The sequence below is a fragment of the Sulfitobacter sabulilitoris genome (genome assembly GCF_005887615.1).
GTDB classification, from domain to species: domain Bacteria; phylum Pseudomonadota; class Alphaproteobacteria; order Rhodobacterales; family Rhodobacteraceae; genus Sulfitobacter_E; species Sulfitobacter_E sabulilitoris.
On record NZ_VANS01000004.1, the window covers coordinates 169,681 to 184,113 of the forward strand.

General features: G+C 62.7%; 15 protein-coding genes. 10 read left to right on the forward strand and 5 right to left on the reverse strand.

Going from position 1 to position 14,433, the window contains the following annotated elements; all coding sequences use genetic code 11:
• Positions 1 to 6: 6 nt before the first annotated feature.
• The 3 genes from FDT80_RS14940 to dacB all read left to right on the forward strand — a co-directional run bounded on the left by FDT80_RS14940 (position 7) and on the right by dacB (position 3,849).
• Positions 7 to 1,566, forward strand: coding sequence for an alanine/glycine:cation symporter family protein (locus FDT80_RS14940; protein ID WP_138663116.1), 1,560 nt, complete (start codon positions 7 to 9; stop codon positions 1,564 to 1,566).
• Positions 1,567 to 1,645: 79 nt separating this feature from the next.
• Positions 1,646 to 2,254, forward strand: coding sequence for a nicotinate-nucleotide adenylyltransferase (locus tag FDT80_RS14945; RefSeq protein ID WP_138663117.1), 609 nt, complete (start codon positions 1,646 to 1,648; stop codon positions 2,252 to 2,254).
• 107 nt (positions 2,255 to 2,361) lie between these two features.
• A complete protein-coding gene (dacB, locus tag FDT80_RS14950) occupies positions 2,362 to 3,849 on the forward strand; it encodes a D-alanyl-D-alanine carboxypeptidase/D-alanyl-D-alanine endopeptidase (protein ID WP_138663118.1) in 1,488 nt (495 codons plus the stop codon).
• Positions 3,850 to 3,855: 6 nt separating this feature from the next.
• On the opposite strand, the gene FDT80_RS14955 is transcribed toward dacB, so the two are convergent.
• A complete protein-coding gene (locus tag FDT80_RS14955; protein ID WP_138663292.1) occupies positions 3,856 to 4,254 on the reverse strand; it encodes a tellurite resistance TerB family protein in 399 nt (132 codons plus the stop codon).
• Positions 4,255 to 4,395: 141 nt separating this feature from the next.
• Here FDT80_RS14955 and FDT80_RS14960 point away from each other — a divergent pair, with 141 nt between their 5' ends.
• The 3 genes from FDT80_RS14960 to FDT80_RS14970 all read left to right on the forward strand — a co-directional run bounded on the left by FDT80_RS14960 (position 4,396) and on the right by FDT80_RS14970 (position 9,001).
• On the forward strand, positions 4,396 to 5,976 hold the full coding sequence (locus FDT80_RS14960; RefSeq protein ID WP_138663119.1) for a lysine--tRNA ligase: 1,581 nt from the start codon (positions 4,396 to 4,398) through the stop codon (positions 5,974 to 5,976).
• 62 nt (positions 5,977 to 6,038) lie between these two features.
• On the forward strand, positions 6,039 to 6,440 hold the full coding sequence (locus FDT80_RS14965; RefSeq protein WP_138663120.1) for a DUF4864 domain-containing protein: 402 nt from the start codon (positions 6,039 to 6,041) through the stop codon (positions 6,438 to 6,440).
• A 275-nt stretch (positions 6,441 to 6,715) separates the two neighbouring features.
• The gene (locus tag FDT80_RS14970; protein WP_138663121.1) at positions 6,716 to 9,001 is read left to right on the forward strand and encodes a glycosyl hydrolase family 28-related protein; all 2,286 of its coding nucleotides are present in this window, start codon (positions 6,716 to 6,718) and stop codon (positions 8,999 to 9,001) included.
• 48 nt (positions 9,002 to 9,049) lie between these two features.
• Here the strand turns inward: FDT80_RS14970 and FDT80_RS14975 are convergent, their stop codons facing one another.
• Entirely contained in the window at positions 9,050 to 9,721 is a 672-nt protein-coding gene (locus FDT80_RS14975) for a hypothetical protein (RefSeq protein ID WP_170311886.1), read from the reverse strand.
• Positions 9,722 to 9,810: 89 nt separating this feature from the next.
• Here FDT80_RS14975 and FDT80_RS14980 point away from each other — a divergent pair, with 89 nt between their 5' ends.
• Positions 9,811 to 10,281 carry a DUF427 domain-containing protein gene (locus tag FDT80_RS14980; RefSeq protein WP_138663123.1) on the forward strand — a complete coding sequence of 157 codons (471 nt, stop codon included), beginning with the start codon at positions 9,811 to 9,813 and terminating at the stop codon, positions 10,279 to 10,281.
• Positions 10,281 to 10,850: a hemerythrin domain-containing protein gene (locus FDT80_RS14985; protein ID WP_138663293.1), complete on the forward strand. Its 570-nt coding sequence runs from the start codon at positions 10,281 to 10,283 to the stop codon at positions 10,848 to 10,850. Before FDT80_RS14980 ends, FDT80_RS14985 begins: the two co-directional genes overlap by 1 nt.
• Before the next feature lie 102 nt (positions 10,851 to 10,952).
• Here FDT80_RS14985 and FDT80_RS14990 read toward each other — a convergent pair whose 3' ends face one another.
• Both FDT80_RS14990 and FDT80_RS14995 read right to left on the reverse strand, forming a co-directional pair.
• A complete protein-coding gene (locus FDT80_RS14990; protein WP_138663124.1) occupies positions 10,953 to 11,138 on the reverse strand; it encodes a PLD nuclease N-terminal domain-containing protein in 186 nt (61 codons plus the stop codon).
• A gap of 186 nt (positions 11,139 to 11,324) precedes the next feature.
• Positions 11,325 to 11,573, reverse strand: a complete 249-nt coding sequence (locus FDT80_RS14995; protein ID WP_138663125.1) for a hypothetical protein — start codon at positions 11,571 to 11,573, stop codon at positions 11,325 to 11,327.
• Positions 11,574 to 11,802: 229 nt separating this feature from the next.
• Here FDT80_RS14995 and FDT80_RS15000 point away from each other — a divergent pair, with 229 nt between their 5' ends.
• Positions 11,803 to 12,198, forward strand: coding sequence for a c-type cytochrome (locus FDT80_RS15000; protein ID WP_138663126.1), 396 nt, complete (start codon positions 11,803 to 11,805; stop codon positions 12,196 to 12,198).
• Between the two features lie 181 nt (positions 12,199 to 12,379).
• Here FDT80_RS15000 and FDT80_RS15005 read toward each other — a convergent pair whose 3' ends face one another.
• Complete coding sequence (locus FDT80_RS15005; protein ID WP_138663127.1) at positions 12,380 to 13,384, reverse strand: GNAT family N-acetyltransferase; 1,005 nt, start codon at positions 13,382 to 13,384, stop codon at positions 12,380 to 12,382.
• A gap of 639 nt (positions 13,385 to 14,023) precedes the next feature.
• Here FDT80_RS15005 and FDT80_RS15010 point away from each other — a divergent pair.
• Positions 14,024 to 14,428, forward strand: a complete 405-nt coding sequence (locus tag FDT80_RS15010; protein WP_138663128.1) for a hypothetical protein — start codon at positions 14,024 to 14,026, stop codon at positions 14,426 to 14,428.
• The last annotated feature ends 5 nt before the right edge of the window (positions 14,429 to 14,433 follow it).

Genomic DNA, 14,433 nt, shown 5'->3' on the forward strand with positions numbered 1-14,433 from the left:
ACACTGATGAATACTCGATTTGTTCAGGCAGCGGCGGCGGCGGCAACGGCCGCGCTGTTCGTGCCCACTGCTGCGGCGGCCCAAGACGCCGTTAGCTTTGACCAGAAGGTCAACGACATCTTTGCCGGTTCGACCGGCTGGTTCGTGAACCTGATTTTCGCGCCCTTGCCGGGCACGGCCTTTCCATGGATCGTGTTGTGGCTGGTGGTCGCGGCCAGCGTGTTCACGCTTTATTTCGGATTTATTCAGGTCAAGGCATTCGGCCATGCGATCAGCCTCGTGAAGGGCGACTACTCCGATCCCAACGACGCGGGCGAGGTCAGCCACTTTCAGGCCCTGACGACGGCGCTGTCGGGCACCGTTGGCCTGGGCAACATCGCGGGTGTCGCGGTGGCCGTGGGCATCGGCGGGCCGGGGGCCACGTTCTGGATGATCCTTGCGGGTCTTCTGGGGATGGCCTCCAAGTTCACCGAATGTACGCTTGGCGTGAAATACCGCAACGAATACCCCGATGGCACCGTATCTGGCGGTCCGATGTACTACATGACCAAGGGCTTTGCCGAACGCGGGCTGCCCGGCGGCAAGGTGCTGGCGGTGGTCTTTGCGATCTTTACCATCGGCGGCGCGCTGGGCGGTGGCAACATGTTCCAGGCCAACCAAGCCCATGCCCAGATCGCAGGTATCTTTGGCGATTTTCCGGGCTGGATCACCGGGCTGGTGTTCGCCGCGGTGGTTTTCATGGTGATCGTCGGCGGGATCAAGTCGATTGCGCGCGTGACTGAAAAAGTGGTGCCGTTCATGGGTATCATGTACGTCGCGGCGGCCCTCGTGATCCTGGCCGTGAACTTCGATCAGATCGGCTGGGCGTTCGGCCAGATATTCGAGGGCGCGTTCACCGGTCTGGGGGTTGCGGGTGGCCTTGTCGGTGCGCTGATCCAGGGGTTCAAGCGGGCGGCGTTCTCGAACGAGGCCGGCGTCGGATCGGCGGCGATCGCGCACTCTGCGGTGCGGACAAAGGAGCCTGTGACCGAAGGCGTGGTATCGCTGCTGGAGCCCTTCATCGATACGGTCGTGATCTGCACGATGACGGCGCTTGTCATCACCATTTCCGGCGTTCTGGTCATGGATCCAGCAACCGGCCGGTTTGTCCTGAACGAGGCGGGGACGATGATCCAGACGGTGGACGGATCCAGCGGCGTGCAACTGACGTCGGCAGCCTTTGCCACGGGATTCAGCTGGTTCCCCTACGTGCTGGCGATCGCGGTGATCCTGTTCGCCTTTTCCACGATGATCAGCTGGTCCTACTATGGCCTGAAGGCCTGGACCTATCTGGTGGGCGAGGGCAAGGCCAAGGAGAACGTGTTCAAGATCATCTTCTGCTTCTTCATCATCGTCGGTGCGGCCGCCAATCTGGGCGCTGTGATCGACTTTTCCGACGCGATGATCTTTGCGATGGCCGTGGTGAACATCACCGCGCTGTACTTCCTGATGCCGATCGTGAAGCGCGAGATGAACAGCTATTTCGCCCGTCTCAAGACCGGCGAAATCATCAAGTTCGCGGGCTAGGCGGGGCGCTGCGACATTGACAACCGGCGCGCGGCGTCCTTCAACGGCCCCCGGTGTATCCATCGGGGGCCGTTTTTTCGTGGCTGAAAGTTTTCCATACGCGCGCCCCGGTCAGGTGGTCGGCCTGCTGGGCGGGTCGTTCGACCCGGCGCACCCGGGCCACGCGCATATCACCCGCGAGGCGATCAAGCGGTTCGGGCTGGACCGGGTCTGGTGGCTGGTCAGTCCGGGAAACCCGCTCAAGGTGAATGGCCCCGCGCCGCTGGCGCAGCGGATGGCGCGGGCCCGGGCCGTCATGCAGCACCCGCGCGTCACGATCACCGATATAGAGGCACAGCTTGGCACCCGCTATACCGCGCAGACACTGGCGCGGTTGCGCGCGCGGTATCGCGGCGTGCGGTTCGTCTGGTTGATGGGGGCGGACAACCTTGCCCAGTTGCATCGCTGGCAGGATTGGCGCGTGATCATGCGCTCGGTGCCGGTTGGGGTGCTGGCCCGGCCCGGTGACCGTATATCGGCGCGGATGAGTCCGGCGGCACGGATTTACCAAAACGCGCGAATCTCCGGCCGGGCCTCGCATTTGCTGGCGCGGGCAGAGGCACCGGCATGGTGCTTCGTCAATGTTCCGTTGGTCGATGCGTCCTCCACCGCGATCCGCGCGGCGGGCATGTGGCACGAGCCGGATTAGAGCCAGTTGCCGCCGGCCGCGGTCGGTGGGCTTGATCCCGCGCGCCATGCAAATGTGATTGAACTTGCAGTTGTGCCCTGTGCGGGTGTCGGGTTAACTCCGCCGTCATGAGAGACCTGATTTCAAGACGCGCGGTCCTTGCGGGGCTGCTGGCCACCGCTGCCACGCCCGCCCTGAGCAATCCGCCCAAAGCCAGTCTGCGCCCCGCGCTGCGCGGCGGCGAACCTGCGGTCATTCCCGGCCCCGAAGAGATCGTGGCCAAGGCCCGGCTTGAGCCGGGGCGTGTCAGCTACATGGTGGCGGATGCGGGCAGCGGCCTGTTGCTTGAGGGCCGAAACGCCCAGGCGGGCATACCGCCCGCAAGTGTCGCCAAGGCGCTTACCGCCTTGTACGCGCTGGACGTTCTGGGCCCCGCGCATCGGTTCGAAACGCAGGTTCTGATCACCGGGGGGATGCGCGACGGCATTGTTCTGGGCGATTTGGTCCTGGTCGGCGGCGGCGATCCGACACTGGACACCACCGCGTTGGCGCAGATGGCCAAAGACCTCAAGTCGGCGGGCGTGCGCGAGGTGCGCGGACGATTCAGGGTGTATGACGGCGCGTTGCCGTTCGAGCGGGTCATCGACGCGGATCAGCCCGATCACGTCGGTTACAACCCGGCGCTGTCGGGGATCGCGCTGAACTACAACCGGGTGCATTTCCAATGGCAGCGCGAGGCAAAGGGCTACAGCGTGACGATGGACGCCCGGTCGGACAGGTTTCGCCCCGATGTCGCCATGGCCCGGATGCGGGTCGAGGACCGCAGCACACCGGTCTATACTTATGCGGATGCAGGCGTGCGGGACGATTGGACCGTGGCCAAGGGCGCACTGGGCAAGACCGGGGCCAGGTGGTTGCCGGTGCGCAAGCCGGCGCTTTATGCCGGCGAAGTGTTCGCCACGCTTGCGCGGTCGCATGGTATCGGCCTGCGCGGGATCGAGGTTATCTCGGAACTGCCCGAGGGGGACATCGTCGTGCGCCATCAAAGCGACGATCTGCGAACGATCCTGAAGGACATGCTGCGGTATTCCACGAACATCACGGCCGAGATGGTCGGGCTGACCGCTTCGGCCAGACGGTTGGGCGGGGTCGGGTCGATTGTCGCCTCGGCGGACGCGATGAACCGATGGGCGCGCGAAACCCTCGGGCTGGAGGCCCCGTCGATGGTGGACCATTCCGGGCTGGGCGACGCGTCGCGGATCAGCGCAACCGACATGGTGCGCGCATTGGTGATGGCGTATGACGACGCGGTGCTACGGCCGATCCTCAAGGATGTCGTGATGCGCGACGGCCGGGGGCGTCCCGACAATAAGCATCCCATCCGCGTCGCGGCCAAGACCGGCACGCTGAATTTCGTGTCGGGACTTGCAGGATACATGACCGCGGGCGACGGCACCGTCCTGGCCTTTGCCATATTCGCGGCAGACGAGGCGACCCGCGCCACGATCCCGCGGGCCCAGCGCGAACGCCCGCCCGGCGCGCGCGGCTGGAACCGGCGGGCCAAGACCTTGCAGCAGGATCTGATAGAACGCTGGGGCGCGCTCTACGGCACCTGAACGTGATTATTTCAGATGGCGCGCCCGTGCTCCACGCTCGATTGCGGCGGCGTGCAGGCGGTCGAGGTTCAGCTCGTAGCGGATTTCCTCGAGCAGGCGCAGTTCGGCCTCGTCAAGGGTGCCGTCGGCGGCGGCCACATCGCAGGCCAGCGCATAGGCGGTTTCGTACAGCCGTTCGGGCAGGGCGTCGCGGATCAGGCCAAAGAGCGCGTCGAGCCCGTCTTCCTGTTCGAAAAGGTCGAACACGGTCTGGCCGATCGTGGTCAGGCGGTCCTCGTCGTATCCGGCAAAGATCGGCAGTTGGTGCACGGCGGACTGGATTTTGACCAGTTCGGTCGTGCGGATATCCTCGTCTGAGGCGGAGACGGCGATCATCAGGGCCACAAGGCTGTCTTGTGCGGTCATCGCGTGGGCGTCGGTGTCTTGCACGGGGCATCCTTTGTGATCCGTCGGGGTGGGGCCAGATTATTGACGCCAATGCTGCGACGCAATAGGGACTGTGGACACCGCGCGCACAGGGCGCCGCGGCCAGAGTTCGGGTGACATATGTCTGAGATGCGCGACGCCGCGATGGCAAGTAAAGCATGGCCTTTCGAGGAGGCGCGCCGCGTGCTCAAACGCTATGCCAAGGCACCGCCGGAAAAGGGGTACGTGCTGTTCGAGACCGGTTACGGACCCAGCGGTTTGCCGCATATCGGCACCTTTGGCGAGGTGGCGCGCACGACGATGATCCGCCGGGCGTTCGAGGCGATCAGCGACATTCCAACACGGCTGATCTGTTTTTCCGACGATCTGGACGGCATGCGCAAGGTGCCGGGCAACGTGCCCAACCCCGAAGCGCTGGCCGAGCATCTGCAAAGACCGCTGACGAGCGTGCCCGATCCGTTCGGAACGCATGAGAGTTTCGGGCATCACAACAACGCCATGCTGCGAAGGTTTCTCGATACCTTCGGGTTCGAGTACGAGTTCATCAGTGCCACCGAGTTCTATCGCTCGGGCCAGTTCGACGAGGTGCTGCTGCGCGCCGCCGAGCGATACGACGAGATCATGGCCGTGATGTTGAAGTCGCTGCGCGAAGAGCGTCGCCAGACCTATTCGATTTTTCTGCCGATCCATCCCGAAACCGGCCGGGTGTTGTATGTGCCTATCAAGCAGGTCAATGCCAAGAACGGCACGATCACCTTTGACGACGAGGACGGGACCGAGATGACGTTGCCGGTGACCGGCGGCAACGTGAAGCTGCAGTGGAAGCCCGATTTCGGGGCGCGCTGGGCGGCCCTGGGTGTCGATTTCGAGATGTATGGCAAGGATCATTCCACCAATACACCGATTTATGATGGAATTTGCCGGATACTGGGGGAGAAGCCGCCAGAACATTTCACCTATGAGTTGTTTCTGGATGAAAACGGTCAGAAAATCTCCAAGTCCAGCGGCAACGGGGTCAGTATCGACGAATGGCTGACCTATGCCAGCACCGAAAGCCTGTCGTATTTCATGTACCTCAAGCCCAAGACCGCCAAGCGGATGTATTTCGACGTGATCCCCAAGGCGGTGGACGAATATCACCAGCAGTTGCGCGCCTACGAGGGTCAGGACCTCAAGGCGCGGCTGAACAACCCGGTGTGGCATATTCACGGGGGCGACGTGCCGCAATCGAACATGGTTGTGCCCTTCTCGATGCTTCTGAACCTTGCGAGCGTGTCCTCGGCCGAGGAGCCATCGCAGTTGTGGGGCTTCATCCAGCGGTATGCGCCGGACACCAGCCCCGAAAGCAACCCTGACATGGACGCCGCCGTGGGCCATGCGCTGCGGTATTTCAATGATTTCGTGAAGCCGACGAAAACCTACCGTCTGCCCAGCGACCTGGAGCGCGCGGCGCTGGAGGATTTGCGCGATCAGTTGAAGGCCTACGAGGGGCCGCGCGACGACGAGGCGTTGCAGAGCATCGTCTATGGCTGCGGCCGCGAGCGGTTCGACCCGCTGCGCGACTGGTTCACCGCGCTTTACGAAGTGCTGCTTGGCGCAAGCCAGGGGCCGCGTTTCGGCGGGTTCATCGCACTCTACGGTGTCGAGGAGACCGTGACGCTGATCGAGCGGGCCCTGGCGGGGGAATTGGCGGCGGGCTGAAACTCTTGCCGTTTGAGCAACGTGACTTACCCTTGAGAGACAGAGACCAGGGGAGAGTTGCAATGCGGACCGGATTTTGGGCAGTCGTGATGTCGGTGATGATGGCTTTTGGGGCGCAGGCCCAGGAGGCCGGCATCAAGGGAACGATCAGCAGCCAGATCGAGGCGTTCGAAGCCGATGATTTCGAAACGGCGTTCGGCTTTGCCAGCCCGAATTTGCAAAAGATGTTCCGCACGCCCGACAATTTCCGCCGGATGGTGACAGAAGGGTATCCGATGGTGTGGCGTCCGGGATCGGTGCGGTATCTCGAGCTGCGGGACATCGCGGGCGACTGGTGGCAGAAGGTGATGATCACCGATCAGGCGGGCAAGGTGCATATCCTCGATTACCGCATGATCGAGACGGACGCCGGGTGGCGCATCGGCGGCGTACAGCTGCTGGACACGGCCGGCGCCAACGTCTGAGCGTGGCCTGATCGAGCGGCTGCGCCGCATTCCATTTCCAGGATATTTTCATCCTGAAAATCTCCTGTGCTTGCCTCAGGCGGAGGTATTTACCGCCAAAGGAAACCCGGAGAGGGGCGTTGCGCGGTGGCCACCGTGCGGTGCCTTGAGCCTGCGGTAACCCGACATTGATATTTCCCTGTCCTGCGCCGGGCGATCCGCCCCGGAACGCGATGGATAGCAATGCGGCGGTCGGCCCCGATGCGGGACCTGCGGCGGCGGGAAAGGGAAGATCGATGAACAAGGCAATTACCGATGGCGTGCTGCTGATGCCGCCTGCATTTGCGAATGGGTTGGATGTCTATTCCAGCGGCGATGGCACACCGGGGTCTGATACCTATGATGCCGACGCGAATGCGGCCTTTGTGCCGGCGGATCAGGATTTCGGCGGCTGTCTGGAATTGTTCAAGACGCAAGGGACGCAAAAGCTGCGCTATACCGGGCAGACGCCCTTGCTGCCGGGGTGTTACCTGCGGATCACCGTCCGGATCAAGGCGGTGAGCGGCAACCTGCCATCGGTGCGCATCGCGGGCTACGCCGCGCTGGGCACCGGGGCCGCGGTTCCGGGGGTTGTGACCACCGGACCCAGCGTCGCGTTGAGCAGCTATGGCGAAGTGGTCGAAGTCAGCGCGATCGTGGGTGCGGGCGCGCGCGGCGGGGTGGATATGGTGTGGGGGGCACAGGCGGTTTACGGCCATTTCGGGCTGGATCTGACCGGCCAGAACGGCGGGGTTGTGCGCATCGACGACATCGTGATCGAGGATATTACCTCGGTCTTCTTGCGCGATATCGTATCGACGGTGGATGTGCGGGACTATGGCGCGGTGGGTGACGGCACGACCGATGACACGGCCGCGTTCGAGGCCGCCAACGCGGCGGCAGGGGGGCGGACGTTTCTGGTGCCCGAGGGCACCTATCGGCTGAACGGTGATGTGACAATCGATGCGCCGACACAGTTCGAAGGCACGGTCACCATGCCCGCGGACGCGATATTGCTGCTGCGCAAGAATTTCGATTTTGCCGCCTATGCGGAGGCCTTCGATGACGAGGAAGAGGCATTCAGGAAGGGCTTTCAGGCGCTGTTGAACAATGCCGATCACGAGGCCTTTGACCTTGGCGGGCGAAAGATCGACATCTTTGGACCGATTGACATGCAGGTCGCAGCACCCGGCAAGTCGAGCTATGCGACCCGCCGGGTGATCCGCAACGGTCAGTTGGAGGCGAAGGGCGAGGCGGCCTGGGCTGCAGGCGTGGTCACGTCGCAGGCAACCTATTCGGCCAGCGACAGCCGCAAGCTGACCGGTGTTATCAACGTCGCCAATATCGAGGTCGGGTCCCTGGTGGAGGGCGCGGGCGTGGGTCGCGAGGTCTATGTGCGCGACAAGAACGTGGGGCGACAGGAAGTCACGCTGAGCGCGCAGCTTTTTGATGCGCAGGGGACGCAGAATTTCACGTTTCGGCGGTTTCGCTACATGCTGGATTTCAGCGGTTTCAACACGCTGAGCAAATTCATCGTGTCGAACATCGAATTTCAGTGCAACAACGTCGCGAGCGCGATCAACCTGGCGCCCGAGGGCCTGATCTTTCAGGTGCAGGATTGCTTTTTCACGCGGCCCCGGGACCGGGCGATCACGTCGATCGGCAACGGGTGTCAGGGCATGCTGATCGATCGCAGTCAATTCCTGTCGGCGGAAGATGCGCTGGATGTGCCGGACCGGGTCAGCATCGCGATCAATACCAACGGAAATGATATCAAGCTGCGGGATTGCCGGGCGACGAAGTTCAAGCACTTTGCCCTGATCGGCGGGGCCAACAGCCTGATCAGCGGCAATCACTTTTTCCAAGGCGACGCGGTGCAAAATGGCATCCGGTCGGCGGGGCTTATCCTGACCAAGACGCACAACAGTTCGACGGTGATGGGCAATTATGTCGACAATTGTTTCATAGAGTGGTCGAACGAGCAGGATTCGGCGCCGGAGTTCAACAGCGAGTTTTCGTTCAGTGCGCTGGGAATTCACAACAACATCTTCCTGTCCGGAGAGGTGGCGCCGTGGTTCAGCTATATCGTGGTCAAGCCGCATGGCGCGGGTCATTTCCTGAGCGGGGTCAGCGTTACCGGCAACCATTTCCGCACGCTCAATGGTCCGATCGACCGGGTGGAGCGGATCGACACCAGTTTTGCGGATCTGAATTACGGCAGGATGAAGAACGTGACGTTTTCCGACAATTCGTTCCACTCCGTCACGACGCCCGCCAATAGCCCGCTGAGCCTGGAGCACGATCAGGCCAGCACCGCGACGACATGGGTGATCGATACGGCGCAGGGCTTGCCCTTCGGTGCGCATGCGCGGTCGGTGGACAGTATCGTGGCCACCCAGCAGATCCGGAATGCGGCTGGGGTGACGCAGTTCGAAATGCCCTACGTCAATGCCGCACAGGGGACCAACCAGGATCAGGTTCAATTGGTATGGAGCAGCCCGATGAGGGGCAGGGTCCAGATCGCCGTGCGCATGGACGCCTGATACGCCCCCGTCGGTCCGGTGCTTCGCTCCGGGCCGGCGACGCCCGCTTTAGAACCGCCGCCAGACTCCCAGTTTCAGAGAGGGGTCACCATAGTCGCCGGCAGGCATTTCGACCCCGACCTGGAGCGAGTAGGTCCCGCGCCCCGGTTCAATCAGCAGCGATGGCGCGTAGGTCGTGGTGCCCACCCCATCGACACTGGCGTAGAAGACCTGCATCATCGCTTTGACGTGATCGCCCAAGGCCAGCCCGACCGTGGTGTCCAGCTTTGCGACGTGTCGCGAATAGGTCAGATCCCAGAACACCGACGCATCCACCGCGATCCAGCCGGCGCGCTGGCGCAGCCTGTAGCCGCGGCCCCACGAAAGCCCTGTCTTGAGATGGGGCAAGACCTCGCCGCCCAGCCAGGCCGCACCGCCACCGACGTCGATGGCCCATTTGTTCGGGCGATCGGTGGACCCAAGCGGCAGCCGCAGAAACAAGGTGCCATAACCGCCCTGATTGCCAAATCGGTCGAACGCAAAAAAGACATCGGCGCCCAGCGTCAGCCGATCGTTCAGCCCGTATTCCAGATAGGTGCTGCTCGAACCATCGCCGGCTTGCGTGGCGGTGATCGAGGAGGAGACGAAACTGCGCCCCGGATCGCGCAGCCACGCACCTGCCTGAGCGGCCTGCGCAGACATCAGGGCGCAGAAAACTGCAATCGTACATCGTTTGATCATCAACACCTTCCGGTGCGGATCATGGTTAATGAAAGTTAACAATTTCTTACCGGGATGGACGCGGCTGTGATTTGGCTTATCTTCGGCCTATGGAATTACCGATCGAGACCGTTCAGGAATATCCGCGGCCTCCGGCGATGGAGCACGTGCCGCACAGATTGCGCATCTGGCTGGCGGGGGAAGTCGTCGCCGACAGCATGGCAGGGTTTCGCGTGCTGGAGACGCACCACGCGCCGACCTACTACATTCCGCCCGATGATATCGCCGCCATGCTGACCCCGGCAGACGGGACGTCGTTCTGTGAATGGAAAGGCACGGCGCGCTATTGGGATGTGACGGCGGGCGGTCGGACAGCCGGGCGCGCCGCGTGGTCCTATGACGCGCCCGAGCAGGGATTTGAGGCACTGGCCGGGCTGGTCGCCTTTTATGCCGGATTGATGGAGGAATGCCGTGTGGGCGACATTGCAGCAATACAGCAACCGGGCGATTTCTATGGTGGCTGGACCACGCCGAACCTGCGCGGCCCGATCAAGGGTGCCGCCGGCACGCGTCACTGGTGATGGCGGCCCAGGCGACGCCCCCCGATCTTGACTTGACGCGCCGCGACGGATTGCCGGACGCGCTGCGCGTTCTGTCAGAGGCTTATCCCCGGCAGACATGGCGCGGGCACGAGAATTTCAACGAGATGATCCGCTTTTGGGTGGACCGCCACATGATGTTTCGACAGTTGTCGGAGATCCTGCGAAAGGATGTCGAAAGATACCTCGACGGTGAGACTGCGTTCGACGACTACGCGCCGCGCCTGTCGCACTATGGCGCGACGCTGCTCAATGAATTGCATGGCCACCATCATATCGAGGACCACCACTATTTTCCAAGACTTATCCAACTGGATGCGCGGTTGGAAAAGGGTTTTGACCTGTTGGAAGCCGATCATGGTGCGATGGATGGCCTGCTGCACGAAATGGCCGAGGGCGCGAACATGGTGCTTGAGGGGGGCGCCAACGGTGCTGCGGCCGGCCCGTTTCTGGAGCGGTTGCAGCGGTTTTCCGGCCTGCTGGAACGTCATCTGACCGACGAGGAAGAGATCGTCGTTCCTGTCGTTCTGCACACCGGGTTTCGGGGCTGACACACGCGCGGGGTCCACGCGTGGATCCAAGGTACCGATTTGAAAACAAACGAAAAAAGGCGGGGTTGCCCCCGCCCTCGTGTTGCCGTGTAGGCGCGTCGGTCAGATGTTGACGGACTTGCCGCGCGGACCGGCGATCAACCAGGCGATGAGGCCCAGCACCGGCAGGACGAGGATCACGACGGTCCAGACGACCTTGGCCCCGGTGGAGGCGCCAGATGTGAATACCTGATAGATCGCGTAGATGTCAGCGATCAGGATGATCAATCCGATAATGCCATATTCCATGTCAAACTTCCTTTGCTTGCGAGTGTCTTGAACGAGTAACGATCATGTGTGCTGCCGTGTTCCCACAAATCTTGAACCAAAAGCGCCGGCGGCATCGACGCGCGATCGGATGGCGCACCAAAAAAGGCCCCCTGGCGAACGCCGGGGGGCCTTGAAACGGACTTGGGGCAGCGCAAGCGGTGGGCGCTATTGCTTTTCGATGCTGTTGACTTTGACAACCCCGTTGTCGCCGTCGCTCTGGAACTCGACCTTGATGGTGTCGCCGGCCATCAATCCCTCGGGAATGACCTCCGGGTTGGGAACGGTGAGAACGGTTTTGTCTTCCATCACGAGGATGTGGTCGACACGGTCGAAGGCAAGGATCGTGCCCGACACCTCGTCGGCAAAAACGGGGGTGGCAGCAAGCATCAGGGCAGGAATTACGAAGCGGCGCATTATGGCCTCCAGGTTAAAGGTAAGAGGGAAATGGGAGCACCGCAGGCCTTTGCAATGCCCGCGATGGCCCTTGGAAAAAATATTTATACCCCCTCGACGGTCGGTGATCGCGGGGGGCGCGTTCAGGACGGTTATCCCGTCCCCGCCGCGCCAGATTGAGCAAGATCAATCCCCCGCCAAACCGTCGTGAGACAGTGGAGCTCTGATCGGATTCGAGGGGGTGATTTTGATGAATGCACGCACGATAGCGGCAATTACGGCCCTGGGTCTGTCTACCGGCGCCGCATGGGCGGATGACGAAGGACAGGAGCTTTACGCCCAGTATTGTGCGACCTGTCATGGCACCGATGCCACGGGTGGCGGGCCGATGACGGATATATTGACGGTCCCTGTGCCCGACCTGACACAGCTTGCGGCCCGCAACGACGGCGTGTTCCCGATGCTGGACGTGATCCACATCATCAACGGTCGTACCGGCGTGCGTGCGCACGGGGGGGCAATGCCGGTCTATGGCGCGGTGTTCTATTCCGAAGCGGAGGAGGCCGAACGGTACGGGCAGGAAATTTATGCCCGCGGCAAGATCCTGTCGATCGCCTATTTCCTCGAAAGCGTGCAAGCGGAATAGATACGGATTTTTCCAGATCGAAATGATTTCATCATCGGCACCCCGGATCGCAAGGTCCGGGGTTATTTCGTGCCGGTGCCCGCACAACGTTTTGTCCGACACCGTCCTGCCCGCGATGATGGCCTGGGTCGCGCGGGCGGCGTTTGACCTGCCCTGTGACGCCGGACGCGGGTCGAGGCATTTATCCAGCCATCTTGATAAACCACGTGATCGCATTGCTGTACCCAGATTGCGCCAGCAGCGTCCTTTTAGACGTCCATGCCGCCGGGCACACCACCAGTATCGCATTGTCTCCGCGGCTGTCGCGCGCGGCCTCCGCCGCGTTGAACAGGGCTGCGGCCCCGGATCCCTCGGCCTCAAGACTTTGCGGGTTCCGCATTTGATCATGAAAGAAATCATCGATCACGCCGACGTCCGAAATGTCATGCGCGGCCGGAAAATGGAACCGAGTCGCCGGCTGCGAAATCGCGTAGCCTTGAATTTTTCCGCCGACGTCCGAGACGAACATATCGCGGTCAGTCAAGGTCAGGCTGCGCCGCATCCAGACGGCAAAGCGGTCGTCCGCCGCGTCGTGCGGCTGCCAGAACCGGGGGGCCAGGCGTTCCAGGATCTCTCGGTTGATGGCGCTCGACGCAACGAGTCCGGGCACATCGTCTGGCGTGGCGGGCCGCACATCGGCGCGGGGGCGGGCCTGACACAGGCCAGCCTTTGCGAAATACATCGTCAGCGGCGCAAACCCCTGCCGGGCATATTCGGGTGCCCACTCTCCCCCTTCCACGCTGGAGGCGAGCAGAACGCGGGCCCCGGCTTTGACCAGATCGTCCTCGGCGGCCTTTAGCAGCCTGCGCCTTGTCTCCGGCGGCGCGCCCGTCGCGACGTGGCAATCCTCCATGATCAGGCCGGGCGGACCGAAGGCCCCGGCATAGATCGGCGGAACGGGCAGAAGAATGGAATGCGTGACGCCGACGATGGCTTGGCCCGCTTGGGCCACCAGCCATTGCTGCCGAAAGGGCGGCGCTTCGGCGTCCATCGACGCCCTGACCGCTGACGCGATCGCCGTGGCCGGATCGCGGACCAACGACCATAGACCGGGATCAAGTGCGCACCGCGCCTTGGCATCGGTCAGCAAGAGGTCAGCAATCGCCCCGAGGTCGGATATGTCTGCGGGTCTTGTGGTGATGGCCATGACATGCCCTTCCTTTTTTGGCGCAGGTCGGGCGCAGAACGCATGCGACGCGGCGCGCCCTTGATCGCAAACCCCTGACGCATTGGCCACGCGTCAATACGGCAGCAGGCATTAGACAAACTATTGCCACTGAAGGCTATGGTCCAACGGGCCAATCCGAATTCGCTTGGCGTCTTTGCCGTCGCCGCGCGGCTTGGGAATGTCCAGCGCGCGGCGTGCCGGATAACCCCGCACCTCGGTCCATTCTTCGCGTCCCGGTCGCACGACCGATGCGGCGCGGGGCGATCCGCCGCTGCGTCTGAGCAGGTTCGCCGTAATACAACCCGCAATTGCCCGGCTCCGACAGGTGGCGCGATATCGAAACGCTGCTGATCTGTCCGCTTTCGCAGGACGCACATCGCTGCTGGAACCGCCTGATCGCCGCAACGGGCCATCATGCGCTGTCCCCCCCCCCCGGCAATGTCCGCCGCGTGCAGTCGGCGGGACCGCCGATGAAGCCGCGATGCCGTCTTGGCGGGCCTGCCGCCCTGGTGTTTACTGGCGCCGCATTTGCCGCAACAGGAGAGCCGTCACACATGACACCGCCCGCCCCCCCCGACGGACGCCGCACTTGCCTACCATCTTGAGGAATACAGATGCGTGCGCGATGAAATCATGCAGACCCTGCGCGACATCGCCCAGACCGAGCGTCTGGCCCTGCTGGCGGTGTCGGTGGTCTATGTTTGGCTGATCAGCCAGGCACTTGACGATCATCGCGCGGTCCTGATCGACCTGGCGTGGTGGCTGCCCGCCGTGATCATCGCAATCGCCTTCAAAAAGACCGAAGACCACATTCTGCGCATCAGGACGCTTGCCGACTACCTGCAACGGATGCAGGCCATCCTGGCGGATCCGCGTATCGCGGGGTGGGAAACCTATGTCCGGTCGCACCGCACCATCACGCTGCGCAACCGGGCGCTGGATGCGACGGGCCGGATCATCTGGGCGTTGACGCTGGTCATTTCAGTGCTGTTGGCCGTCAAGTTCGGCTGGCGACCGGACTAGGCCGC

What these genes read in the sequence shown, in the direction of transcription:
- FDT80_RS14940 (WP_138663116.1), top strand. Translation starts at nt 7, where the DNA reads ATGAATACTCGATTTGTTCAGGCAGCGGCGGCGGCGGCAACGGCCGCG.
- dacB (WP_138663118.1), top strand. Translation starts at nt 2,362, where the DNA reads ATGAGAGACCTGATTTCAAGACGCGCGGTCCTTGCGGGGCTGCTGGCC.
- FDT80_RS14955 (WP_138663292.1), bottom strand. Translation starts at nt 4,254, where the DNA reads ATGACCGCACAAGACAGCCTTGTGGCCCTGATGATCGCCGTCTCCGCC.
- FDT80_RS14960 (WP_138663119.1), top strand. Translation starts at nt 4,396, where the DNA reads ATGTCTGAGATGCGCGACGCCGCGATGGCAAGTAAAGCATGGCCTTTC.
- FDT80_RS14965 (WP_138663120.1), top strand. Translation starts at nt 6,039, where the DNA reads ATGCGGACCGGATTTTGGGCAGTCGTGATGTCGGTGATGATGGCTTTT.
- FDT80_RS14970 (WP_138663121.1), top strand. Translation starts at nt 6,716, where the DNA reads ATGAACAAGGCAATTACCGATGGCGTGCTGCTGATGCCGCCTGCATTT.
- FDT80_RS14975 (WP_170311886.1), bottom strand. Translation starts at nt 9,721, where the DNA reads ATGATCAAACGATGTACGATTGCAGTTTTCTGCGCCCTGATGTCTGCG.
- FDT80_RS14980 (WP_138663123.1), top strand. Translation starts at nt 9,811, where the DNA reads ATGGAATTACCGATCGAGACCGTTCAGGAATATCCGCGGCCTCCGGCG.
- FDT80_RS14985 (WP_138663293.1), top strand. Translation starts at nt 10,281, where the DNA reads ATGGCGGCCCAGGCGACGCCCCCCGATCTTGACTTGACGCGCCGCGAC.
- FDT80_RS14990 (WP_138663124.1), bottom strand. Translation starts at nt 11,138, where the DNA reads ATGGAATATGGCATTATCGGATTGATCATCCTGATCGCTGACATCTAC.
- FDT80_RS14995 (WP_138663125.1), bottom strand. Translation starts at nt 11,573, where the DNA reads ATGCGCCGCTTCGTAATTCCTGCCCTGATGCTTGCTGCCACCCCCGTT.
- FDT80_RS15000 (WP_138663126.1), top strand. Translation starts at nt 11,803, where the DNA reads ATGAATGCACGCACGATAGCGGCAATTACGGCCCTGGGTCTGTCTACC.
- FDT80_RS15005 (WP_138663127.1), bottom strand. Translation starts at nt 13,384, where the DNA reads ATGGCCATCACCACAAGACCCGCAGACATATCCGACCTCGGGGCGATT.